Source organism: Sphingobacterium multivorum, assembly GCF_039511225.1.
In the GTDB taxonomy this organism is placed as follows: domain Bacteria; phylum Bacteroidota; class Bacteroidia; order Sphingobacteriales; family Sphingobacteriaceae; genus Sphingobacterium.
The window spans coordinates 3,188,505-3,213,611 of the sequence record NZ_CP154261.1 but is presented as its reverse complement, the minus strand read 5'-3'; the positions used below and the strand labels follow the sequence as shown (position 1 = coordinate 3,213,611).

Genomic DNA, 25,107 nt, shown 5'->3' with positions numbered 1-25,107 from the left:
TTTAGAAACTGTATACACAGGCCAATAGAAATTGTCCTGCAGATTTAGTTGGGCTTAAGTCGTTCTTGATGAATCGTTCGGTATTTCCTTTGTCAATTCTGATTTCGGGAATAAATTTGAATCCATGGTAATTGTATTCTGCTGTTAAGGTGGTTGCGAGGATATTGGAGCTAGGGATTCCATTTTCTTCCTCTTTATGCGTTTGGAAAAACTCTTCGCGTAATCCTAGACCAAAATTTTCTGAAAAATGAATTCTTGGATAAAGTGCTATTCCAGAGTAACCGCCACCATCTCTCTTTTTATAATTTGTAGCATTTAATCCAAGGAAAAATTTCGAGGTGAAGTCATAATTGGCAACGAGATCGACCAAGGTCCCGGAACTGTAATTGTTTTTACCGCCAGCGGACGATCCTGTCAGAAAATTGAGATAGAAGCTGCTTTTGTCATTGGGGGTATAGGCCAGTTGTGATCCGACATGGGAAACTCCGTTCATATCTTGATAGACGTTCCAGTCGTTAAATAGTCCGACCATTAAGGCTACTTTGTCTGAGAAACTATAGGTAGCTTTTAAACCTGCGTCTTGAAAGGGGCCGGCGCCAAATAAATAGGAAGTTGAATAATGAAAGTTGTATGTGGGCGATATTACTTCAAAACCCACAAATGTTCCCATGAATCCTGCAGTAAGATTGAGCTTCTCGGTTAGATCATAGCCTACATATAAATTTTGGATGTGGAAACTGTTTTTGTCATCGCCGGCCTGGCCATCACCGTTCATAATGGATCGATACTGTCCTCTGGGCCCAAAAGATAATTCTCCGACAAATGATGCTTTTTTAAACTTCTTTTTTACAGCCAGATCCACCATGCCAATAGACACAGAGTTGTTGTCTTCCGTAAAATAGGTGTTGATGTTGGGTTTGTTTTGAAAATCATATTTCCAATAGGTGTCCACTGATCCGGATATTTCTATTCCTTTTTCTTTTGTTTCTTCTTGGCAGGTGGCTGTTTTTATTAGAAATGTCGACAGGATGATGGTTGTTAGAAGTCTTTTCATGTTTTTTTGGGTTTAAGTTTGATTTGTTTGATGTTTTTAGGTGAAATTATCTTTGTTTTGCTTGTTTTGTTTGGTTTTTGGTTGAAAAATTAAGTGATTATTGTGGTTTTTGTATTTGTTTTTGTGAAATTATGTAAAAAAAATCATAAAAAATAAAATAACATGGTATTTTTTTAATAAAAAGACTTTATATTTGAAAAAATTATAAGAGAAAGTAGGTTTTTGTTTTGTTCTTGTATTTTTTTAACAATTTTATTAATGTATTGAAAACACTAATCAGTTTAAACAAATGAAAAAAATTATTCCACTCATTGTTCTAGTTCTTTTGGGAGTATTAGGACTTGTATTTCCCTCGATTGACTTGTCTGACTTAAACAAGACAGAATTTGATACGGGAGATACGGCCTGGTTGTTGACTTCTTCTGCATTGGTGTTGATTATGACACCTGGACTTGCCTTTTTTTACGGCGGTATGGTTAGCAAGAAGAATGTAATTTCAACGATGATGCAAAGCTTTATATGTATGTGTTTAATGACAATCCTTTGGGTCATTGTTGGCTTTAGTTTAGCTTTCGGCGATGATATCGGTGGTATTGTGGGTGATCCGCGTACATTTTTTATGATGAAAGGTACATTAGGGAATGTTGCTTGGGGAGCGCTTCCCACTATACCTTTGGTTTTGTTTGCCATGTTTCAATTGAAGTTTGCGATTATTACACCGGCATTAATTACTGGGGCTTTTGCAGAACGTATCCGTTTTAATTCATTTATGTTATTCATAATCCTGTTCAGTATTTTTATTTATATGCCATTGGCACATGCTACGTGGCATCCAGAAGGTATATTGGCAAAATTTGGTGTTCTTGATTTTGCCGGTGGTACAGTTGTACACATGTCGGCTGGTTGGGCGGCGTTGGCAGCTGCTATTTATTTAAAAGGACGTAAGACACAAAGTCATAATCCAGCACGTATAAGCTACGTGATCTTGGGTACAGCACTTTTATGGTTTGGCTGGTTTGGATTTAATGCCGGTTCTGCCGGTGGAGCAAATTCGTTGGCAGCATATGCTTTTGCGACCACAACTACAGCATCGGCTATGGCCGCGATGGCATGGATATTTGTTGATATCATACGTGGAAAAAAACCTTCAGCAATGGGGGCATGTATCGGTGCTGTTGTTGGTTTGGTTGCAATTACTCCAGCAGCTGGTTTTGTCAGTATTCCACATGCGATGATCATTGGTTTGGTTGGTGCTTTGGTTAGTAATCTGGTTGTATATCTGAGAAGCAAAACAAGTATAGACGATACGTTGGATGTGTTCCCTTGTCACGGGGTAGGCGGTATGGTTGGTATGGTACTTACCGGTGTGTTTGCTCATCATAATGTTAATCCGCTTGTTGTGGACAATGGCCTATTTTTTGGCGAGACGAAATTGTTTTTTGTCCATATGGTCGCGTTATTTGCGGTGTCATTTTTTGCCTTCGTGGGTTCATTGGTACTATTGAAGATCACCGATCTTATCGCTCCATTGCGCGTCGAAGAAACAGATGAAGAGCTTGGCTTGGATGTTTCTCAACATGCAGAAGCATTGTAAACCATTCGTGGTATAACGCTTCATTTATCCCAAACAATCTACTGCTTCGCGGTACATTGTTTGGGATATTTTTTGCATTTTTGTCCTGCCAGGAGAAGAGTGTATGTTGTTATACACTATTTTCGGCAACTATGCCTCTAAAACGATGTTCAATGACTACTGAGATTAAAGATACTTTGCGTTCTGATTTTGAAAAAATGATGCGTTATTGCCTCCAGAAAAATGGTGATTTCGGTTTTAACCTGTTTGGCGAATATGCTGTATCTGTATTAAATTTCTATGTCGGGAGTTCAATTTTGCCGCTTAACGAAAAACGTGAAGCTGCATTTTTCCTTACGAACCTTTACAATGCAGGTATCAGAAATGCAATTACCCCAGAGGATATTGAAGAAATAGCCGATGTGCTCTCGCAGGACAAGACGTTAAACTATCAGCTATTGGCCCCGATCTTTAACTAAGGTTTGATCTATACAGGATTAGTGCTTGGTCCACACCAGATCGCCTGTTTTATATCCACATTGGAGGGCATAGGTTAAAAATTCATTTCTTATTTTATCTGGAATTTCCCTCTCACGGCCCAAAATCCACATATAATCGAGGTTGTCCCCAAAAATAAGTGCATACTTATAATCCGACGTTATTTTTACGATATTATAGCCACTGTAAAACGGTCCAAAGAACGACACTTTAAGTGCACCTTCATTGGGGCTGTTGACAAATTTAGCTTTTCCGATAGACTGTTTCCAGCGTTCTTTGTCTTCGGAGTACCCTTGGTTATTGACACGTATTGTACCATTTTTATTTTTGCTGTATTCTGCCGAAACTTGACTTAAGCCTTTTTCCCAATAAAAATCGAGTCTAGCTATTTCATACCATTTTCCAAGGTATTTATCCAAGTCAAATGGATCTACGACGTCAGGTCGCGAGATGACGGGCTTAAAGGCATTATAGGCCACCGCGCTAAGTGCGACGCCAGCTAACAGTAACAGTGATTTTTTCTTATCCATGTTCATCTTTCGAATATATATTGTTAAAACAACAATTTTGATACCAATAAGGTTTAGACATACCGTGCTATTTTGCTAATTTTGTTGACTAAAATTTGTATCGGTGTATTCAAGGGAAGAGATAAAACAGTTAAAACAGTTATTCTGGACGAAGTTTGGCCAATTTATGGCTTTACATGCATCTGCAGATGGGGATAAGGTAAATTGGATCAACTACAAGACAGGCATTAAGCATTTATACTTCAAAATGGATGCGGATAACAAAGTGGCAACTGTTGCGATACAGTGGTCACAACCTGATGCTGGACTGAGGGCATTGATGGCAGAACAATTTCTTCAGTTTAAAGTGTTGTTGCAGGATCTTCTTGGAGAGGAGTGGATTTGGGACTTGGACGGAACGGACGAATATGGGAAACCGATTTGTCGGATCTACACGAGCTTAACAGGTTACAGCGTTTTTAAAGAGACAGACTGGGCTGAGCTCATTTCTTTTTTTAAGCCTCGAATAATTGCGCTGGATGAGTTTTGGTCCTCAGCGAAGTATACCTTCGATATTTTCAAATAATTAACATTTAGTATAGTAAGATGAGTTATTACAGGTTTGATTCCGCTTTTCAACTCCAGTTTGTGGAGAGAACAGCGTTTTTTACAGGTAAGAACTTCGTCATCATTTAAAACAACAATCTAATGAAAAAAATGATTAAGGGTTTGCTGGCAATGGCAATGTGTTTTCAGCTTTCTTCGGTATTTGCGTGGGGTACAACAGGGCATCGTGTCGTGGCCGAAATTGCGGAACGCCATTTGACAAAAAAAGCCAAAAAAAATATAGGGAAAATTATTGGAAAACAGAAACTGGCTTATTGGGCCAACTGGGGAGATTTTATTAAATCAGATCCCAATCCTGAATTTAAAAAACTGGGAAATTCCCATTTTATCAATTTAAACTCGAATTTACCCTGGGCTGATTTTCAATTGGGTTTAGAAAGTTCAGCCGACGAGAATCTTTATAAGACAGCGCTACGTATTGAGAAGTCGTTTGCAGATAAAACTCTTCCAATGGATCAGCAAAAGCAAAACCTCTATTTCTTGATCCATATTTTGGGCGATGCGCATCAACCCATGCACGTTAGCCGTGCTGAGGATCAAGGAGGCAATAAGATTGAAGTAAGCTGGTTTGGAAAAAAGTCAAATATTCACCGTGTATGGGATAGCGATTTGGTTGATAATGAGAAGTATAGTTACACCGAGTTTGCAACTGTTTTAGATGTGAACAATAAAAAAGAGAATGCGCAGTTAGCGGCTGGAGAACTCTCGAATTGGTTGTATGAATCAAATCAATTAGCTGAAAAGATTTACGCTGACGTAGCTAATAATGCCAATTTATCCTACTCCTATGTCTATCAAAACAAAGATATTATGGAGCAATGTATGCTCAAAGGTGGTTTACGCCTTGCCAAAGTGTTAAATCGGATTTTTGGTTAATGTAGCGTGGCTATCACTTGACATAAAACAGGGCTATCTATTTTGGATAGCCCTGTTTTATGTAATTCCAAACCTATTCCTGACAGTACCGTTTAAGTTATTCGATTATCAAAGAAGCTGGCTTCACGCTTTGGATATCTTCCTAATTTAGGTCAGCCCTGCGCTGCGATCAAAATGATTGTATGCTTTCAGTTAAACAATGTCCGTAACTTAATTGTTTTCTGTGTATTAAAATCGATTTCAATGACTATCCCACAATTATTTAAGAAAATTGTTCCCTTTGCCAAACCTTATCGTCAGCTGATTATTTATACGTTGCTATTAACGGTAGTGGGGTCTTTCGCAGCGCAAATAAACGCATTTATTTTACGTTATACCGTCGATCAAATTAATGGGCTGATGGTCGCCAAGGAGCCTTTATCGAAAGGCATGTATCTTGTTGGTATAATCAGTATTATTTTACTAATTAAAGAAATTGTCTACGCTTTTGTGCAATTTGGTCAGAAATTTTACGGGGAGAAACTTCGCATTTATATCGCACGTGACTTTTCTCAATCCATTGTAAACCGTATTTTAACCTATAAGTTAGCCTTCTATACCTCAACCGACAATGAAAGTGGGAAATTGGCTACCCGGATAGATGCCGGGATTAGTTCGTTGACACGTCTGGTCCAAAATTTCTTTATTGATATTCTGCCTTTGTTTGCCAATGCAATCATTGCATTAATCTGTATGTTCTACGCTAATGTATACGTAGGTCTAGTGGGATTGGCTGTTATTCCCTTGTATCTTTATATTAGTCAGACCCAAGCCTCCAGATTGACGGGCTTTAGGAGGCAGATGCGCAAATACCGGGAGTCGAAAAATAATCGGATCATTAGTTTGATCGATTCAATTTTGGTAATTAAATCTTTCGTTCGAGAGCCAGAAGAAGCGAAACGTCATGAAAAGATTCAATATGAAATGACTGAGAATCAAATGGAAACTCGAAAAACAAGTTTTTTTTACGATAGCATTAAAAATTTCGTAGAACAGATTGCCGTTGTGATAATTATTGTTTTAACGGCCTATCTTGTTCTCTCCGGCCAAATTACCATTGGTGCGATTATGTTTCATATTATGTTATTTAATAACGTTTCGGCGCCGATTCGTCAGCTGCACCGGATTTATGATGAGGTAAACGATGCCCTGGTCTATTCGGAATCTTTCTTTGAAATTTTGGAATCTGACGAGTATATAGAATCAAAGGGAGATTATAAGCCGGCACAGATAAAAGGACATTTGGCGCTACGGAATGTATTTTTTGAATATCCGAATGGGACGGTTGCTTTAAAGGATGTGAATTTTGAGATCAAGCCAAATGAAATTACGGCATTAGTGGGGCTGAGTGGAGCCGGGAAAAGTACGATTATCAACTTATTGGATAAATTTTATGAACCCACCAGTGGGCAAATTTTTTTGGACGGGGTAGACTTGGCAAAATACGATACAGCGTTTCTCCGTCGACATATCGGTATGGTATTGCAACGGAATCATATTTTTAAAGGAACTATCTTTGAAAATATTGAATATGGTAAAATGGGAAGTTCCAGGGAAGAGATCATTGAAGCGGCCAAAAAGGCCTATATCCATGAGCAGATTATGGATTTGCCCAAAGGTTACGATTCAGATGCGCAATCGCTGTCAGGGGGGCAGCAGCAGCGGATCGCTATAGCTCGTTTGTTTTTAAAAAATCCACCGATTATTTTTCTCGACGAGCCTACGGCTAATTTGGACGCCATTGCGACCGAACAGATTAAAAATAGTTTGGATGCCATAAAGAAAGACCGTACAGTAATTATCGTTTCCCACAGTATCTCCCAGATCATCGATTCCAATGCTATTGTGGTCATGGAAAAGGGGATGGTGGTGGAGAAAGGACAACATGAAGATCTATACGCACATAAAGGAACCTATTATGATATTTTCTCGGCAATGGCCAACAGCTTAAACCTGAGTAAAATAAGCAGAACATTACAAGCAGATGAAAGGTAGGGCATTATTAACTTGTGCGACTATGGAGTATCATGCCAATGACCACCAATACAATACCCATACAGGAATATACATTTGGAAGTGCCGCCTGCAAGATGAGAATTTCGCCTAGCAGCGTAAAAATAACTTCCATGGCCTGTGTTGCCTCTACAGCTGCTAAGGCTTTATGATCGTGATGAACGAAATCAGTAGCTGAGAAAAATAAAAGTGTTGCAATCACCCCCGAACAAATGGCCACTAAAAAGGTTTGGAAGAGCTGGCTATCAGTTGGTAAACCATGATCAGAATAGCCAAATAGACTCAGGATAATCCAAAATGGCATACTACAGAGCGTCATCCCGAGCGTGCGTTGAAAAGCATCTAACCTATTATTTGATATTTTCATCATTTTACGGTTACCTAAGGGATAGGCAATGGCACCGATCAATACAGGGATGGTTCCCAATAACATGCTGTTTAAGGAGGTTGACTGGGCTTCTGAAATTTGCATCAAAAGAATACCTAAAAAAATTAGAATGGAGAAGAGGAGTGAAGCTTTTGATATGCTTTTTCGCTGACCTTTCTTTTCGAGCAGCGGACCAATAAACATGCCGGCTATAATGGTGAATTCGAAAGTGCTGGCTACGAGCCAAGATGGGCCATAATTTGCGCCATAGGTAAGCGTCGCATAGAACAGTCCGAATCCGATGGTACTCCAAAGAAGCCATTGCCAAAGGTTGGATCTGATTTCTTTAAGTAAATCGATGAGGTTTCCTCTTATGGCAACAATGATAAGTAAGACTGGGAGCATCCAAATAAACCGTAAGGAGGCTGTCCATTGCCAGCTTCCACCGGACACGGCCATAATGCGGTTTAGAACGAAGGTACTGGCAAAAAATAAGGCGGCTAGCGTTCCTAAAAAAAGTGCATTTTTTTTATTCTTTTTTATTGTAAATTGGATTGGCATAAATAAGTGGAATGCGATGTATACTTAACTTTGTGAAAGTAAGCAAATGTCCGTTTAAATGAAAATGAAACAAAAACTAATTGATTTTTATCGCGATTTTCTCATTTAAAATTCCTTATTTTGCCTAATCAATAAAACAAGTAGTAAGAAAATTAATCAAGATGATTATACAACCAAGAACTAGAGGTTTTATTTGTTTAACCTCGCATCCACAAGGGGCTGCGCAAAACATTAAAAATCAAATTGAATACGTGAAATCCAAAGGTGAGATCGCGAATGGTCCAAAGAAAGTATTGGTAATCGGTGCTTCTACTGGATTTGGTATTGCATCTCGGATTTCTGCAGCATTTGGTTCTGGAGCTGCTACAATCGGTGTATTTTTTGAAAAACCTGCGGCAGAAGGCAAGCCCGGGACTGCTGGATGGTACAATTCCGCAGCTTTTGAGAAAGAAGCCCATGAGGCGGGATTATATGCCAAAAGTATCAATGGTGACGCTTTTTCGGACGAAGTGAAAAAACAAACTATTGAACTTATTAAAAAGGATCTGGGACAGGTTGATTTAGTGGTTTACAGTTTGGCATCACCACGCCGTACGCATCCAAAAACAGGCGTAGCACATGCTTCTGTTTTGAAACCGATACAAGAACCATTTACCAACAAAACGGTAGATTTCCATACGGGTGTAATTTCAGATATTACCATTCAGCCTGTTGAAAATGAAGAAGATATTGCGAATACTGTAGCTGTTATGGGTGGAGAAGACTGGAAGTTTTGGATCGAAGATCTTAAGGCTGCTGGTGTGTTAGCTGATGGAGCGAAAACAGTTGCCTATTCTTACATAGGTCCTGAACTTACTTATCCAATTTACCGTAATGGTACGATTGGTCGTGCGAAGGATGATTTAGAAGGCACAGTGCCTGCCATAAATGCGATTTTGAGCGATATTAATGGTGTATCCTATGTATCGGTAAATAAAGCTCTGGTTACGCAATCAAGCTCAGCTATTCCTGTTGTTCCTTTATACATTTCTTTATTGTATAAAGTCATGAAGGAAAAAGGAATTCACGAAGGTACAATAGAGCAAATGCAACGTTTGTTTGCTGAGCGACTTTATACTGCTGACGGTAAAGTATTGCTTGATGAGAAAGGTCGTATCCGTGTTGATGACTTAGAAATGCGTGAAGATGTTCAGGCTGAAGTTGCAGCATTGTGGGAGAAAGCAACAACTGAAAATTTAGCCGAAATTTCAGATATTGAGGGTTATCGTAACGAGTTTTTCAATTTGTTCGGTTTCAATTTTGAGGGTATCGATTACAATGCTGATACCAATGAAGTTGTTGGCGTACCTAGTATTGAAGGTTAACTTTAACGAATATACCTACAAAAAGAGCGGTGAATGTTTAAACATTCACCGCTCTTTTTGTAGGTATATCTTTGATACGATGTACGGATGTTTAGTGGAGACTATGGTGTCAGCTCCCGCTGTTTTTGATAGAGTAGGTTTCCAACAACGGCAAAACCAATGCAGACCATCATGGTACTAAATGGGTATATCGCTGTCATCCCCCTATTATTGGCCACAAAGCCAATTAATGGACCTGTGATGCCAAGTGAAATATCAATAAATAGCCCATAAGCAGCCAGAGCAGAGCCTTGTTGACTTTGGTCTACCCGTTTAATGGCTTCGACACCAAGCGCAGGAAATACCAGTGAGAAGCCAAAACCCGTTAACGCAGCGCCCAATAGGGTCCATAAGGGATCAATTGCCACGGCGATAACCGTGAGGCCTACTGTTTCAACGAAAAGACTAACTAAGGCAACCTTGAGCCCACCATATTGGTCAATGACCTTATTGAAAATTAGCCGTGTTAAAATAAAAAATACGCCAAATAAAGTTAAGCACGCTGCCCCATTTTCCCAATTGAAATGTTCATAGTAAAGCGTCATAAAAGTGGAGATGCTGCCAAACCCCAGACCACCTAAAGCAAGACAAATTCCAAAGGGAGCTACTAAAAGCAATACGCGTTTAAAACTCACTTTTTCAGCCTTTTTACCCGCCACTTGATAGGGTGTTTTTGCGCGGCAATAAAAATAGCCGAGCAGACCAATAGCACTGGTCAATAGAGCCAAAGCTTCATAATTGATATGATCCACCAGCAACACACCCAAGGGCGCACCAATAGCCAATGCACCATAGCTGGCTATTCCGTTGAAAGAGATCGCTTTTGCGGCATGTTCGTCGCCGAGCTCCATTAATGCCCAATTTATAGGGCTCGCACCCACTAGACCCTCTCCAATTCCAGTAAACAAGCGGGTAATAAGTAGGAGACCCAAACTGAGCAGAGGCTGAGACCGGAATAGAAAAACAAGCAATAAAAGGAGTCCGGATAATGCAAAAAATAACATGCTGCGCAGAACGGAAATCTTGGGGCCCTTGGTGTCCACAATTTTTCCTGCATAACCGCGTAGTAGGAAAGTAGCGATATATTGAACGCTAATAACGAGTCCCGCAATAATAGTATTAAATCCTAAAGTTTGATGAATAAAGATGGGGAGGGTAGCAAGCGATAGGCCGATTGTGAGGTAACCAAGGAAAGTTAAAGAGACGTAGCCTAAAATCTTTTGATTGACCTCCCGAAGAGAAATTGTCATTATAAAAATTTTAGGCGAAATTACGTCTTTATGCTTGTTTTAAGAAATAAAATCAATAAACAACTGTCTCTTTAATATCACAATTTTTCTCGAGCCATTCTTGGTCAAATTGTTTTGGTGAAATTCTTTTGCCTTGATAGATATAGTAAACTTTTTCAGATTCGCCCTTTACTGGGGGACCAGGTATTTTATTGACAATCTTCTCTTCAGGACAGTCCTGTATCAAAGCCTGTTCTTTGACTTGACGAGTTTTACATGAATTAAAGGCGATTACAAGGATAAAAAGGTACAATAATTTATTCATGAGTTTAGTTTTAATACAATTGTTAACGTAAGCGCCGTTCAAAATGCGACATCAATTATTCAATAGTGTACAACTTTTTGATCGGCTATTTGTTCTATAAAAGATACCTGAAAGGCTAGAATCGCGACAGGAGAAATTAACGTTAGAAAAATTAAATAATTAGCATAGAAAACATGAGAAGAAAAGCAACAGCCCAATGGAACGGCAATCTGAAAGAAGGAAAAGGTAGCCTGACTACAGACAGTACAGCGTTGGATCATACGCAATATTCATTTTCGACACGGTTTGAAAATGGTGTGGGGACAAATCCCGAAGAATTATTGGCAGCAGCACATGCAGGATGTTTCACCATGCAATTGAGTGCTTTTCTTTCTGAGGCCGGTTTTGTTCCGGAAGAACTAACAACAGTTTCTACAATCGTGTTCGAGAATGGTTCAATTGTGCGATCTGAACTTGAACTGCAAGGAAAGGTGCCAACGATAAGCGAAACTGAGTTTCAAACAATAGCGCATAAAGCGAAGGAAAACTGTCCGGTGAGTAAGGCATTCAGTTTCGAAAAAACCTTGGATGCAAAGCTCCTTTCATAAGATATTCTATCGAACAAAAACTTGGTCTTTTTTCGTTAAAAGGAGAAAAAGCTGTTATTTTTGAGGCTAACATAAATAATTAGCAATATTGAATTTTAATCCATTGAGTTTTGGTTCAGAGAAAGAAAAATAAGTTAAGTTCAGCAGCGCTTGCGGAAAAGAATCTGGAAGCTGGAAAGGCATTTTTGGAAAAGTATGCCCAGCAAGAAGGAGTAGTCGTATGCGCATCGGGTTTGCATTATAAGGTATTAACAAAGGGGGCGGGGCAAATTCCCAAGAAGTCGGCTAAAGTTATCTGCCATTATAAAGGCGAGCTTCTAGACGGAACTGTATTCGATAGTTCGTATAAGCGGAAGCGCCCCGAAACGTTTTATATTAATGAACTCATTGTGGGTTGGCAAGAAGCGATTTCAATGATGCCGGTTGGATCAATCTGGGAGGTGTGCCTTCCACCAAAACTGGCTTATGGAAAGGAAGAGTTGTTACCTCGAAAAGGAGGAGAATGTACGTTGATATTTCAGATTGAGTTAATTGCGATTTTAGCTTAACCCTAAAAAACTTCCATAAAAAAGCCCGCGTCATCAGATGCGGGCTTTTTTATGGAAGTTTATTTTTTACTCCACTTCTTTGATCTTAGCATTGATCTCGGCCGTTTTAGCTTCGTCTTGCATAAAAATATAGTAGTTCTTTAAGTTCGTTAAAGCATCTACATTTTTTGGTTGCAAAGAAACTGCTTTCTCTAAGTAAGGAAGCACTGGCTTTAATTCAGCTTTAATTTTATTTAATTCTGCATCATATTGCGCTTGCGTCAATTTTCTGTTATTATTAACAACATTTAATTTTTCACGTGTTTTGTTCATCAACGTGATTGCTAAATTTGTATTGGCTTCAAAAAAGTTAGGATCAATCTCCAATGCTTTTTTGTATGCTGCAACTGCTGCTTCTTCGTTTTTCGCTGAAGATTGGGCTATGCCTAAGTAATAATTTAAGCTTTTATTGTTTGGATCTTTTGCTAATTGTGCAGTGATAGCATCAATTGTTTCTTTTTCGTGGCCTGTAATCAGATTCAATTCGATGTTTTGAGTCATCGCCGCATTATCATCTGGATAAGCTTCAGCCGCTTTTTTGGCATATTCAAGTGCTGAAGTTGTATCTTGCATAGAGAGGTACAATTTCGGTAGATCGACCATAATTGTTTTATGCGAAGAGAAATCTTTTCTTGGAATGAGTTCCTTATAGCGTTCCACAGCATTCTTATAATCCTTATTTGATAGCGCTGCAACACCGCTGTAATAAGTAACTAATGTATCTCCAGGAAGATAAGTCAACGCTTTTGTAAAAGAGCTGTACGATTCAGCATATTTTTGTGCTTGATATGCTTCTGCTCCCAAATTGAAATTATATTGTCCCAGAATTTGCTCTGCAACAGTAATATTCGCTTTATTCGCACCGTCCGTATCCAGCTGTTTTGCTTTTGCAATTCCGTCCTCCGCCAATTTCGCTAATTCAGATGACTTATCTATTGTTGATAGGTTTGCATTTACCAATGCATATACCGTCCACGCTTCCGCATTATCTTTTGTTTTGTCATTGACAACAGCTGCGTCAATAGCTTCTTTCGCCGATTTCAAATTAGGAATACCCAATTGAACCGTACCAGCGTCTTTCAATTCTTGGAATTTCGCTAGGGCAGATTTTGCCTTTTTAACATTGCCCGTCTGCGCAAAAGAAACTGAGGTAGATACAGTACCTATTGCTGCTAATAATAATAGAGATTTTAAATTCATATCTATTTAACTGTTAATTGATTCAATAATAAATTCACTCTGTCTAATTGTGATGCGTCATCAATAAGCTTATAATATTTAGCCAAAGCTTTAAGCGCATTGACATCATAGGGTTTAATCTCATTTGCCTTCAACAGATACTCGATGGTCAACTCTTGTATATCCTGGTTGGAAGGTTCCTTTAATAAAGTCTCCAGATTGATTAGCCCTAATGCAAGATTAGATTCATAATTATTCGGATCCAATCGTAATACATTATTATAATATTCTTTCGCTCGTTTTATATCATTGGCATTTTCGTAAGAATAGCCTGCAATATAATTCAGTTCGACATTTTCAGGCTCTAAACGGATGGCATCAGCAATGACATTTAAGATAGCGTCATAAGAATTATTGGCTGAATACACATCAATTAATCTAAAAAGTATCTGTTTATTTTCAGGAAATATAGCATGTCCTTTTTCAAGAACGTTCAAGACATCCTGTTTAGTACCTCCGAGCGAATAAATCTGTGCTAATTCAAGAAAGTAATTAGGCTTTGGATGTTCACTTTTAATAAGTTCGTCATAATATTTGATCGAATTCATATAATCTTTATTCTTGCCGGAGAGTACAGCCAGATTATATTTGAGATCATTATTTTTGAAGCCAAGTGAATCTATTCGAAGGTAAGCTTTATAAGCTTTATCAAATTTGCCATCTTTTAAAGCCAAAGCCCCCTGATAGGAGATCGCTCCAGCAAGATTTTGACGAATATAATCCATCTCCGCAGGAAAGTTTCGACGTGCTTTTTTTTGATCCAGAAGCTTGAGTGATTTGATGGATACGTCGATAGGATCCATTTTATACGACTGCTTCCTTGTCGAATCTGCAACTGCCAAGGAGCTATATACCAAGGCTCTCAGAAGGTTATTGTTGACAGAAGCTGAATCTTTTTTCGATTGGAAGGCAGCGTCTGCAAACTTTCGCGCATTTTCGAGATTTTTAAACTCGCCAGTTTTGGTATATAAAGCAAAACTGTTGCTGCCCTCTTTCAAATTGGATTGGGCAACAACAGTTAAACTACTTGCAGATATTAACAATGATATCAGTAAGTTTTTCATTAGACTATTTATTCTTCGTTTAAGTCCGTGTTTTCTTCAGAAGTCGAATCGCCATTTTCTGTTGACTCTTCGGTCAGTTCAGACTCTTCTTCAGACTCTTCTTCACGATCGACTTTCGTAATAGACGCGATCTCATCGTTATCTTTCAAATTAATGAGCCTTACACCTTGTGTTGCACGTCCCATTACTCTTAATTCTTCTACAGCAATGCGGATAACAATACCAGATTTGTTGATGATCATTAAATCTTCGTTATCTGTAACGCCTTTAATTGCAACGAGTTCGCCTGTCTTATCGGTGACATTAATTGTTTTCACACCTTTACCACCACGATTCGTTACGCGATAATCCTCGATATCTGTACGTTTTCCGTATCCTTTTTCAGAAACGACCAACACGGTAGTTTCCGAATCATTCACACTAATCATGCCAATCACCTCATCGCTTTCCGCTGCCAAGGTAATACCACGTACACCTGTTGCCGTTCTGCCCATTGGACGAACCGTAGATTCATTGAAACGAATTGCGCGACCAGAACGGAGTGCCATGACAATTTCGCTGCTTCCAGTAGTCAAACAAGCCTCAATCAATTGATCGCCTTCATTGATATTGATCGCATTGATACCATTTGCTCTTGGACGAGAATAGGCCTCCAAAGACGTCTTCTTAATCGTACCTTTTTTGGTACACATAATAATGAAGTTGTTTTCCAAATAATCTTGGTCTTTCAGGTTCTTCACCAGGATGAAAGCCTTTATTTTCTCTTCTTTTGGAACGTTGATGATATTTTGAAGTGCTCGACCTCTAGAAGTACGGCTTCCTTCAGGAATCTCAAATGCACGCAACCAGAAACAGCGACCTGCCTCTGTAAATAGCAGCATATAATTATGTGCCGAGGCTGTAATGATATGTTCGGTAAAATCTTCTTCGCGTGTATTTGTGCCAATTGATCCGCGGCCACCGCGACCCTGACGTTTATATTCGGATAATGGTGTACGTTTTACGTAACTATTATGGGAGATTGTGATAACGATTTCTTCATCATCAATAAAATCTTCCATACGCATATCTTCAGCAGAGTGTACAATCTGGGATCTACGTTCGTCACCGTATTTTTCTTTGATTTCAATTAACTCATCTTTGATAATTTTCATACGAAGTCCCTCGTCTTCCAATATCGATTTTAAATAGTCAATTGTTTTCATCAATTCAGCATATTCCTCTTTAATCTTATCACGTTCTAGTCCTGTTAGACGACGTAAAGTCATATCAAGGATTGCGCGAGCCTGAAGATCGGATAGGCCAAATTTCTCCATTAATCCAAGGCGTGCATCTTCCGGAGTATCCGAATTACGGATCAATTTGATGACTTCATCCAAATGATCCAAGGCAATTAAATACCCCTCTAGAATATGAGCACGTTTTTCAGCTTCCGCCAGCTCATAGCGTGTACGTCTAACGATTACCTCATGTCTATGCTCCACAAACTCGTGAATCATGTCTTTCAGATTCAACAGCATTGGCCTTCCTTTAACTAAAGCAATGTTGTTTACTGAAAATGAAGTTTGTAGCGCTGTGTATTTAAACAAATTGTTTAAAACAACATTTGCATTTGCATCGCGCTTGATGTCGTACACAATACGCATCCCGGTACGGTCAGATTCATCACGAATAGCAGAAATTCCTTCTAATTTCTTTTCGTTAACTAATTCGGCTGTACGCTCGATCATATTCGCCTTGTTCACTTGATAAGGAATTTCGGTGACGATAATCTGCTCTCTACCCGATTTGGTTGCTTCTATTTCAGCTTTTGCACGCATAACAATACGGCCACGACCTGTATTACAAGCATCTTGAACCCCAGCATAGCCGTAGATTAATGCACCTGTAGGGAAGTCCGGACCTTTGATGTGCTGCATCAATTCCGAAACCTCGATATCACGATTATCAATAAAAGCGATTGTACCATCGATAACCTCGGATAGGTTATGTGGGGCCATATTTGTAGCCATACCCACTGCAATCCCCGAAGCTCCGTTGACCAGGAGATTTGGAATACGGGTGGGAAGGACTGTTGGTTCTTGTAGGGAATCGTCAAAGTTATTTTGGAAATCAACCGTATCTTTGTTGATATCAGATAGCATTTCCTCGGCAATTTTCTTTAATCTTGCCTCCGTATAACGCATCGCCGCAGGTGGATCGCCATCGATGGAACCGTAGTTACCTTGACCATCTACCAAAGGATAACGTAAACTCCAATCTTGAGCCATACGAACCATGGTGTCATAAACGGATGAATCACCATGTGGGTGATATTTACCTAATACGTCACCAACGATACGGGCAGACTTTTTGTAAGGCTTGCCACTGGTAACCCCTAAGTCCAGCATGCCATAAAGAACACGTCTGTGTACTGGCTTCATGCCATCACGCGCATCAGGAAGTGCTCTTGATACAATGACAGACATGGAGTAGTCAATGTAGGCAGACTTCATCTGATCCTCGATGTTAATTGGGATAATCCGGTCGTTTGCCGGAACAAGATTGTTGTCGTTTTCTGTTTCTTCAGCCATATGAATTTGGTTTCAATAAAACTAGTATGCAAGCCCTCTAAACTGGCTTGCCACGCATGCGAAGTTACAAAAATTTAACCTCAAAAGCGAATGATTTAAGCCCTAATATACACAAAAAAGACAATCTTTTATGGATTGTCTTGGTACTTATGGGGTATCCTTTTTATTTGATTTTTTTAAAGCGGAGCCGAATCGAATTGCCGATGACAATTAAGTCTGAAAAGGCCATGCTAAGGGCTGCAAGCATAGGTCCGAGAAAGCCAACCGCAGCAAGCGGTATGGCCGCAATATTGTACGCGAACGCCCAAAAGAGATTTTGCTTTATCGTCAATAGGGTATGGTGACCAATTTTCAGCAGCTTTTCAATAGATTTGAGCTCATTGTTTAATAAAACCACCTTTGCCGATTGGATGGCAATATGTGTCGAATCGCCAAGCGAGATGCCAACATCGGCAGCAGCTAATGCAGGAGCGTCATTGATACCGTCACCAACCATTGCAGTAGGGCCATTCTTTTTGAGTTTGAACAAGATTGCTAATTTTTCTTCTGGCGATTTGTCCCAATATACATCCGCAATACCAAGCTTCTGTGCTGTGCGTTCACATTTGCTTTGTCGATCTCCACTCAAAAGAATAGGCCGTATGCCTCTATCTTTGAGGTATTGGATCAGTTCCTTTGCGTAGGGCTTAATCTGATCTTCGAGGACAATGCCTGCAATTACAACGCCATTGATGGTTAAGGTAAGGTCGTAGCGATTGGAGTAATCTTTTTCGCCAAGTTTTGCATTACAAATGGAATAGTTATTTCCATTTGTGTCGGTCGCAAAGATTCCTTTCCCTTTTATTTCATTGACTTCTTTAAAGATAATGCGGTAAGATTTTATCTCCTTGAGCTGTTTTCGGATCGACTTGGCGATCGGATGGCTCGAATAACTCTCCAATTGTGCGATGATCGATTCGACTTGCGATTGTTCGATACCAAAGGTCTGAATCGCTTTGATATTAAAATCGCCTGTCGTTAGGGTCCCCGTTTTGTCAAATACCATCTGTTTCAGATCGGACATCTCCTCGATGGTGCTTCCGCCTTTGATCAGTATTCCACTTTTTGCAGCTCTTCCCAGGCCAACCATGACGGCAGTAGGTGTGGCTAGCCCCATGGCGCATGGACAGGATACAACAAGGGTAGCTATGGCATTCATGAGGGATTGCTGCAGCGGCAATTGTGCGATAAAATAAGTAACAAAAAAAGTGAAAAATGATATCGTCACAACGATTGGAACGAAATAAGCAGCTACTTTATCACCGAATTTTTGAATAGGTGGCTTTTTACTCTGCGCATCTTTAATTAATTGGATAATCTGATACAGTACACTTTTAGACCCAACTTTGGTCGCCACGATTCTGATATTTCCTTCGGTTAGTAAGGTACCGCCAATGACGGCATCATACTTAAGTTTTTCAATAGGTAGACTTTCTCCGGTTAGCATAGATTCGTCCACCCAAGCCTGTCCTTCCAAAATATCGCCATCAGCGGGGATGAGATTTCCAGAATTTACCTTTAAAACATCACCGGATTTAATTTCTCGGGCTAATAGCTCGACTTCTTGGTCATTTTCAATTTTGATAGCGGGTATATCTTGATATTTAACCAGCTCTTTGATGGCTGATGTGGTTTTGGTAACGGCTCTTTTTTCGAGGACATTTCCCAAAAATACCAATGTTATGATTGTTGCACATGTTTCGTAGAACTGGTAATCATGTCCTAGATTATAATATGTACCAATGAGACTATAGGCAAAAGCAGCTGTAGATCCAATAAAGATGAGTACATCCATATTGGGCATTTTGTTCCAGATGGAACGAAATGCACTGATGCCAAAATAGGAAAAACCAATGATGTAAACTGGGGCACAAAGCGCGAGTTGGATAAAGGGATCATGCAGAATAGGTAAATTCGTAAACATGTGACTCCACAAGGGTATCGTAAAGATGAGGCAGCAGAGGAACTTAAGCTCGATAGATTTCCAAAAGCTAGGTTTCTTATCCTTACCCTCCATAACTTTGTAACCCAAAGACTCAATGCCTTTGACCAGCACAGGTATTTGTTCCAGCGGTATCTCCGAAAATTTCACTTCATCTGATACAAAATCGACATAGATATCCTTAGCACCGTTGTTTTCTAGGTATTTGTGGATTGAAATAGCGCAATTTGCACAGTGCATTCCGCTTACGTTAAGTTCAGTTTGCACGTTCGATTCCTTCATTTAATAGCATGTAATGTCTTTAGGCAAAGATAGCTATTTCCTGATAATGCTTTTTACGTAAAGTAAAATTGTTTAGTTTAGCAAGCCTGTTTGAAGCCATTTTACATGAAATATCGTGAATAGTGAATGGGAGAACATTAAATTTGACTAGATAGACAACTTAAGCTTGTGTAAAAATGACAAAACCGATTTCAATTTCTTTTATCGTCCGAATTATATTGTTAATTGCGCTAACGGCATCCTTTGTTCAGTTTGAAACCTTTTATAAGCAGCGGGAGATCATCCGGAATATGGCATACGGCTTAAATACTTTTCTAACAGCTAGTGTCCTGATCTCCATTGGTCATTTTATCCTTGTAAAACTATACAATAGCCGAAATGAGCAGCAGGTTGTACGGGGTAATTTTGTGCTCGGAATTACGCGTGTCGCCACGGTAGGCAATGTCTTTTTCATTATTGTCAGCCTAATGATAGCGGTTGGGATTAACCCAAAAGATTTTATCACCAGCATGACAATTGTCGCAATGGCCATTGCTGTGATTTTTAGAGAATACATTACGAATATGATATCTGGTTTGATTATTATGTTTTCGGATCAGTTTTCTGTAGGAGATCGCCTAAAAATCGGCGAATATCAGGGGAAAATTGTGGATATTACGTTGGCTAATCTGGTTGTGCGCGATGAAGATGACGACGCTGTGATGATTCCCAATAATTTGGTGTTTACTGCAACGTTGGTCAATAAGACCTCCCAAAAGTCAAATAAAATTGTTGTAAAATTCGAATTGCCGATTGATCGCTCGTTTGCAGTGGCGGAATTGGAACAGTATTTAAGTCCATTATTACAAAAAAATCCAAATTTAGATCATTCCGAAGGTTTTACAATTAAGGTCGCCGATATGACTAAAGATTATATCAAGTATAAAGTTGAGGTTAGTGCAATCTCGTCCAGCAATAAAGTACATCAACAGGTACAAAGCAGCATATTAAATGAAATCCTGCAGTTTACGAGACTGTAGGGTCAAATCTTTCTTACTTTGACATTTTTAACAAAGTGGTGGCTTCCTTTTTCCAAAATAAGATCGGCGCGATATCTCGTTGGCAAAATGTTTTTAATTAGATTGGGCTTATTAATTTCGTTCCAGATATTTACAGCCATGGTGTGACTTTCATCAGCTGTCATATTAGCATATTTATGGAAAAATGAAGCCGGATTTTGAAATGCAGTGGCACGCAGTGACTCAAATCGATTGGTATACCATTCAATAAGATTTTTCTCGCTGGCATGTACATAGATTGAATAATCAAAAAAGTCGGAAACGAATACGCTATGTCCCTTTCGTGGTCGCTGGGAATTGACTTGTAATACATTTATCCCTTCTACAATAAGGATGTCGGGTTGTTCAATCACTTGTTGCTGTTCGTCCGGCAACACGTCATAGACCAGGTGACTGTATACTGGAACCGTAATTTTTGGAGCTCCTGATTTCACTGCTGAAAGGAAATGAATCAATCTTTTAGCATCATAGCTTTCAGGAAAGCCTTTTCGGTTTAGAATACCACGTTCGATAAGATATTGATTCGGGTAAAGAAAACCGTCTGTGGTCACCAAATCGACCTTCGGTTTGGACGGGAGTAAACTAAGCACACGTTGTAGCACACGGGCTGTTGTACTTTTTCCCACAGCAACCGACCCAGCTATACCGATGATATAAGGCAGTTTGCTCACTTCCTTGCCAAAGAAGCGGTTTGTACGCTGGTGAAGACTTTGGAAACGATCAATATGAATCTCAAGTAGATGACTCAAGGGAAAGTAGACTTCTTCTATTTCCTGATTTGTCAAGGGTTCATTCAGTGCATGGAGATTTTCCAGATCTTCGACACTGAAATTGTGCAATACTTTTCCGTTTAAATTTTTCCAGTCTTCACGTTTGATCGATCTAAAAGGCGAGTCTATTGCTATTTGTGGATCCAATTGCATTGTTTGCTTTATTTTTATTCCAATTATCTATATTGCAGGACAAGTAACCTTTTCTATTCTAGGAGCTATTAAAGGTCTTTTTTGCGCGGACAAATATAAATAGTGTTATCCGTTATCCCAAGAAACATTATAAATGATTTGAAGTTATTACAATAGGATTTGATAATATCTTATGAACGGGGCACTTTTCAGCAATTTTGAACAACCGCTGCTTTTGCACCTCATCTAAATCTCCTTTAAAGCTGATAAAGCATTGTATATAGGTCGTTTGCTGCTGCTCACTTGTTTGCACCTCATAAGATAAACGCACCTGTACTTCTTCCAGCGGCCAATTTTTGCGGTCCGCATACATTTTGACGGTAATGGCTTTGCAGCTCCCTAAGGATGATAACAGTAATGGAGTAGGGTTTATGCCCTGATCTTCACCGCCTATATCTTCAGGTTCATCGACCGTTATTTGATGCTTTCCGTATTGTACTGTAGTTGTATAGGGGATTTTCCCTATTGAAACGATTACTTCATTGTCCATAAGCGATAGAAATTAGGATTCAACGTCTTCTAATAGACCTTCAATGATAAGGCTTCCAGTTGCAGGATTTGTTGCCAAAGGGACATTGTAAAGATCACATACACGCATAAGCATTTGAATATCTGGTTCATGTGCATGTTTTCCTAGTGGATCGCGAAAGAAAATAATGCCGTCCACTTTTCTTTCGGCGGCTAAAGCTGCGATCTGTGCATCACCACCCATGGGGCCACTTAATTTTAATTCTACAGGCAGTCCTGTCTGCCTGACATAAGAGCCTGTAGTACCTGTGGCAATGATATTGGCGCGCTCCAATAATTCCTGGTGGTCTTTGACAAATGCGACCATTTCAGGTTTTTTGCCGTCGTGGGCTATTAGTGCGATTGTTTTTTTCATCACAATATAATAATTTGTAAATAGTTGACACTGTTATAACAGCAGACCTTTCTGTAGTATAAGTATGTTATTTAAAAAATATGTATGAGATAATTATTGCTGCGATTACACCGGCTAATTCGGCTAATAATGCACATGGTAAGGCATGCCTAGTACGTTTTATGCCCACTGCACCAAAATATACGGCGAGGACATAAAAAGTAGTTTCTGTCGATCCCTGTATAACACAAGCAACCCTGGCTGCGAAGTCCATTGGACCTTTGGCATTCATCAAATCGACCATAAGTCCACGTGCACCGGAGCCGCTAAGCGGTTTCATAAAGGCTACCGGTAAAGCGTCTACAAAAGATGTGTCTAGACCACATAATGCGATGGCTTTGGAAATTCCAGCGACCATATAGTCCATCGTTCCTGATGCTCTAAATACCGCAATACCAACAAGCATGGCGACAAGATAGGGGATTATTTTTACAGAAACTTCGAAGCCCTCTTTGGCACCTTCAATAAATGAATCGTACACATTTACTTTACGGAAAAGAGCCAAACCTATGAAAGAGGTAAATAAGCTGAATAAAATAACATTACCAAATACTTTGCTGAATATTTCAATTTCTGTTTGTTGCAGTCCCGAAAAGTAATAAAGTAGTCCACCGATAAATAATCCCATTGCACCCAGGTATCCTAGAATTACACGGTTAAATAAATTGATTTTTTGATAGATGGAAACGAGAATCAAAGCCACCAATGTGGAAAAGAAGGTTGCGATCAAAATTGGAAGAAATACATCTGAAGGGTCTGGAGCACCAGCTTCCTTCCGATAAGCCATAATTGAAATAGGCAATAGGGTTAAGCTAGATGCATTGAGGACAATAAACATGATCTGTGCATTGGTAGCGGTTTCCTTATTGGGATTGAGCTCCTGGAGCTCCTTCATCGCTTTAAGGCCCAATGGCGTTGCCGCATTATCTAATCCCAACGCATTAGCCGAGAAATTCATCAGAATTGAGCCAAGTGCCGGGTGATTTCTGGGTATTTCCGGAAATAGTTTATGGAAAAAAGGGCCCACGATTTTTGCAAAAATATTGATCATACCGCCTTTTTCGCCAATTTTCATAATTCCAAGGGCAAAACTCATCATGCCGATCAGCCCTAAAGAGATTTCCGCCCCCGTTTTTGCACTGTCAAAGATTGAATTTACAATTTGCTGAAAGATTTCCGTATCTCCGAAAAAGATTAGTTTTACAAGGGCTACGGCAAATGTGATTAAAAAAAATGCAACCCAAACGTAGTTTAATGCCATATAGATTTAAAATATGCGTAAAAGTAATCTTTTAGAACTTATCCATCAACTGGCTCCATGGATTTTTCTTCTTATTTTGACTCTTTTCCTTAATGAGGTGTGCAACGATATAATCCAATGTATCCTCGTGCTCACTGATCATTTTATCGGATAGGGAAATCAACTTCTGTATATTATTGGGCGAGGCTGCATCTAGCGACGCATTGATACTAGACAAGTTGGAAGGCTCTATGCGCAGATAATTTTGTTGCTTGCCATTATTTTGGAATAGTTGCCGAATAAAAAATTCGGTACTCTCGGAAGATGCACTTGTCATAATGTCAACTAAAGCGGGGCCGATTTGTATAGCAAGTTTCTTCTTAAAATGTTCGTAGTTATAAGCTGTCTTTGACATCCCCGTGCCTAAGGATACCATAAACATGTCGTTTATCTGCGTGCTGTTAAAAGCCTTTAAAACTTCAAGTAAACCACATATGGAGGGGTTTTGAGCAAACACACCGCCATCAATCAACGGATATCTTGTTTTTGAAAGGGAATAGATCTCTGCAACAGGAAAAAATGTGGGCGCAGCGGATGTCGCCTTGCAGACGTCTTTGAGGTAGAAATCCCGTGCTTCGCCATGCGTAATTGCTTTTTGCTGCCTGAAAAAATGATTTTTCCGTAATTCAATGTTATATGCAGTGATGATACATGGTTTGATAAGATGGCTCAATTGTGCATTTTGAAAATATTCATCCAGGACATTCGATAATGGATTCGACGAATACAGCTCACTGACCAGTCCAAATCCACTCAGAAATCGACGCCATTTGGAGGCCGTGAAAATTTCAGTTCCATGGTTGACGAATAAGTTTAACGCATCTCGAGCTGAAAATTTAGGATGCGTGGGATTGCCTTCTTCCGGATACAAGAGAATGCTCGTTAGAATTCCGCCGCTGCTTGTACCCGCAATAAAGTCAAAGTAGGAGGCAATCCGTGCATTAGGATCCATCGTCTGCTTTTGCAACTTCTCTTCGAGAGCCACAAGAACCATTGCAGGAATGATACCCCGGATACCACCGCCGTCAAGCGCGAGAATATTCTTCATAAGCTAAAAACTGATTTAGTTAACGATATGTAAATATAATAAATGTCTACAATTGGCAGGAGTCATATATTGGTGACAATTGTCAGCGATCCTGTGCTTCAATGCATAGCGAATCTATTTCGCTGTATCACTTTGGACAGCATCGTTCTTCCCGCTTAACAGTTTCTAAATTGATGGGGATTTATTATACGGTTTATAGGGAGGTAACAGGGGGTTAGCAGGGATTTACCCCTGTTATACCCCTGTTAACCCCCTGTTAACCCCCAGTAATACCCTTGATAACATAGGAACTAATGAGCGCACTATACAAAATCTGATTGCATGAGGGACACTACAGAAAAGAATCTCCGGGTTTGTGGGGCGTATGCACTGTTGTAAATACTTTTACAAATTTGCCCTAAACAAAAAAAGCTGCCTCAATTAAGTTTGA

The 25,107-nt window shown here is 39.5% G+C and carries 23 protein-coding genes; 9 read left to right on the top strand and 14 right to left on the bottom strand.

Annotation, left to right across the window (positions count from 1 at the left end):
* Position 1: 1 nt before the first annotated feature.
* Positions 2-1,054: an outer membrane beta-barrel protein gene (locus AAH582_RS13405; protein WP_070568916.1), complete on the bottom strand. Its 1,053-nt coding sequence runs from the start codon at positions 1,052-1,054 to the stop codon at positions 2-4.
* 289 nt (positions 1,055-1,343) lie between these two features.
* Here AAH582_RS13405 and AAH582_RS13400 point away from each other — a divergent pair, with 289 nt between their 5' ends.
* Both AAH582_RS13400 and AAH582_RS13395 read left to right on the top strand, forming a co-directional pair.
* Positions 1,344-2,648 (top strand): ammonium transporter, encoded by a 1,305-nt coding sequence (locus AAH582_RS13400; RefSeq protein ID WP_046673579.1) that lies wholly within the window; start codon positions 1,344-1,346, stop codon positions 2,646-2,648.
* Positions 2,649-2,800: 152 nt separating this feature from the next.
* Positions 2,801-3,106: a hypothetical protein gene (locus tag AAH582_RS13395; protein ID WP_046673578.1), complete on the top strand. Its 306-nt coding sequence runs from the start codon at positions 2,801-2,803 to the stop codon at positions 3,104-3,106.
* Positions 3,107-3,124: 18 nt separating this feature from the next.
* Here AAH582_RS13395 and AAH582_RS13390 read toward each other — a convergent pair whose 3' ends face one another.
* Positions 3,125-3,655, bottom strand: coding sequence for a lipocalin family protein (locus AAH582_RS13390; RefSeq protein WP_070569098.1), 531 nt, complete (start codon positions 3,653-3,655; stop codon positions 3,125-3,127).
* Between the two features lie 103 nt (positions 3,656-3,758).
* Here AAH582_RS13390 and AAH582_RS13385 point away from each other — a divergent pair, with 103 nt between their 5' ends.
* The 3 genes from AAH582_RS13385 to AAH582_RS13375 all read left to right on the top strand — a co-directional run bounded on the left by AAH582_RS13385 (position 3,759) and on the right by AAH582_RS13375 (position 7,171).
* On the top strand, positions 3,759-4,220 hold the full coding sequence (locus AAH582_RS13385; protein ID WP_343317963.1) for a DUF4268 domain-containing protein: 462 nt from the start codon (positions 3,759-3,761) through the stop codon (positions 4,218-4,220).
* A 122-nt stretch (positions 4,221-4,342) separates the two neighbouring features.
* A complete protein-coding gene (locus AAH582_RS13380; RefSeq protein ID WP_046673576.1) occupies positions 4,343-5,137 on the top strand; it encodes a S1/P1 nuclease in 795 nt (264 codons plus the stop codon).
* 243 nt (positions 5,138-5,380) lie between these two features.
* Positions 5,381-7,171, top strand: a complete 1,791-nt coding sequence (locus AAH582_RS13375; RefSeq protein WP_343317961.1) for an ABC transporter ATP-binding protein — start codon at positions 5,381-5,383, stop codon at positions 7,169-7,171.
* Positions 7,172-7,178: 7 nt separating this feature from the next.
* Here the strand turns inward: AAH582_RS13375 and AAH582_RS13370 are convergent, their stop codons facing one another.
* Positions 7,179-8,117 carry a DMT family transporter gene (locus AAH582_RS13370; RefSeq protein ID WP_046673574.1) on the bottom strand — a complete coding sequence of 313 codons (939 nt, stop codon included), beginning with the start codon at positions 8,115-8,117 and terminating at the stop codon, positions 7,179-7,181.
* A 161-nt stretch (positions 8,118-8,278) separates the two neighbouring features.
* Between AAH582_RS13370 and fabV the strand changes: the two genes are divergently transcribed.
* Entirely contained in the window at positions 8,279-9,481 is a 1,203-nt protein-coding gene (gene fabV, locus AAH582_RS13365) for an enoyl-ACP reductase FabV (RefSeq protein ID WP_112376488.1), read from the top strand.
* Between the two features lie 101 nt (positions 9,482-9,582).
* On the opposite strand, the gene AAH582_RS13360 is transcribed toward fabV, so the two are convergent.
* The gene (locus AAH582_RS13360) at positions 9,583-10,770 is read right to left on the bottom strand and encodes an MFS transporter (protein WP_286843741.1); all 1,188 of its coding nucleotides are present in this window, start codon (positions 10,768-10,770) and stop codon (positions 9,583-9,585) included.
* Between the two features lie 52 nt (positions 10,771-10,822).
* Entirely contained in the window at positions 10,823-11,074 is a 252-nt protein-coding gene (locus AAH582_RS13355) for a hypothetical protein (RefSeq protein WP_046673571.1), read from the bottom strand.
* Between the two features lie 173 nt (positions 11,075-11,247).
* Here AAH582_RS13355 and AAH582_RS13350 point away from each other — a divergent pair, with 173 nt between their 5' ends.
* Positions 11,248-11,661 carry an OsmC family protein gene (locus AAH582_RS13350; RefSeq protein ID WP_286843742.1) on the top strand — a complete coding sequence of 138 codons (414 nt, stop codon included), beginning with the start codon at positions 11,248-11,250 and terminating at the stop codon, positions 11,659-11,661.
* A 110-nt stretch (positions 11,662-11,771) separates the two neighbouring features.
* A complete protein-coding gene (locus tag AAH582_RS13345; protein WP_313156288.1) occupies positions 11,772-12,209 on the top strand; it encodes an FKBP-type peptidyl-prolyl cis-trans isomerase in 438 nt (145 codons plus the stop codon).
* 66 nt (positions 12,210-12,275) lie between these two features.
* On the opposite strand, the gene AAH582_RS13340 is transcribed toward AAH582_RS13345, so the two are convergent.
* The 4 genes from AAH582_RS13340 to AAH582_RS13325 all read right to left on the bottom strand — a co-directional run bounded on the left by AAH582_RS13340 (position 12,276) and on the right by AAH582_RS13325 (position 19,387).
* Positions 12,276-13,448 carry a tetratricopeptide repeat protein gene (locus AAH582_RS13340; RefSeq protein ID WP_046673569.1) on the bottom strand — a complete coding sequence of 391 codons (1,173 nt, stop codon included), beginning with the start codon at positions 13,446-13,448 and terminating at the stop codon, positions 12,276-12,278.
* Between the two features lie 2 nt (positions 13,449-13,450).
* Positions 13,451-14,551, bottom strand: coding sequence for a tetratricopeptide repeat protein (locus tag AAH582_RS13335; RefSeq protein WP_046673568.1), 1,101 nt, complete (start codon positions 14,549-14,551; stop codon positions 13,451-13,453).
* Positions 14,552-14,559: 8 nt separating this feature from the next.
* On the bottom strand, positions 14,560-17,124 hold the full coding sequence (gene gyrA, locus AAH582_RS13330) for a DNA gyrase subunit A (protein WP_046673567.1): 2,565 nt from the start codon (positions 17,122-17,124) through the stop codon (positions 14,560-14,562).
* A 163-nt stretch (positions 17,125-17,287) separates the two neighbouring features.
* Positions 17,288-19,387, bottom strand: coding sequence for a heavy metal translocating P-type ATPase (locus AAH582_RS13325; protein WP_343317955.1), 2,100 nt, complete (start codon positions 19,385-19,387; stop codon positions 17,288-17,290).
* Positions 19,388-19,563: 176 nt separating this feature from the next.
* Here AAH582_RS13325 and AAH582_RS13320 point away from each other — a divergent pair, with 176 nt between their 5' ends.
* Entirely contained in the window at positions 19,564-20,406 is an 843-nt protein-coding gene (locus AAH582_RS13320) for a mechanosensitive ion channel family protein (RefSeq protein ID WP_343317953.1), read from the top strand.
* Positions 20,407-20,408: 2 nt separating this feature from the next.
* Here AAH582_RS13320 and coaA read toward each other — a convergent pair whose 3' ends face one another.
* The 5 genes from coaA to AAH582_RS13295 all read right to left on the bottom strand — a co-directional run bounded on the left by coaA (position 20,409) and on the right by AAH582_RS13295 (position 24,677).
* Positions 20,409-21,368 (bottom strand): type I pantothenate kinase, encoded by a 960-nt coding sequence (gene coaA / locus AAH582_RS13315; protein ID WP_046673564.1) that lies wholly within the window; start codon positions 21,366-21,368, stop codon positions 20,409-20,411.
* A 127-nt stretch (positions 21,369-21,495) separates the two neighbouring features.
* Entirely contained in the window at positions 21,496-21,897 is a 402-nt protein-coding gene (locus AAH582_RS13310; protein WP_046673563.1) for an OsmC family protein, read from the bottom strand.
* A 12-nt stretch (positions 21,898-21,909) separates the two neighbouring features.
* Complete coding sequence (locus AAH582_RS13305; protein ID WP_046673562.1) at positions 21,910-22,290, bottom strand: methylglyoxal synthase; 381 nt, start codon at positions 22,288-22,290, stop codon at positions 21,910-21,912.
* Between the two features lie 67 nt (positions 22,291-22,357).
* On the bottom strand, positions 22,358-23,590 hold the full coding sequence (locus AAH582_RS13300; protein WP_046673561.1) for a nucleoside recognition domain-containing protein: 1,233 nt from the start codon (positions 23,588-23,590) through the stop codon (positions 22,358-22,360).
* 31 nt (positions 23,591-23,621) lie between these two features.
* Complete coding sequence (locus AAH582_RS13295) at positions 23,622-24,677, bottom strand: patatin-like phospholipase family protein (RefSeq protein WP_070568862.1); 1,056 nt, start codon at positions 24,675-24,677, stop codon at positions 23,622-23,624.
* Positions 24,678-25,107 lie beyond the last annotated feature (430 nt).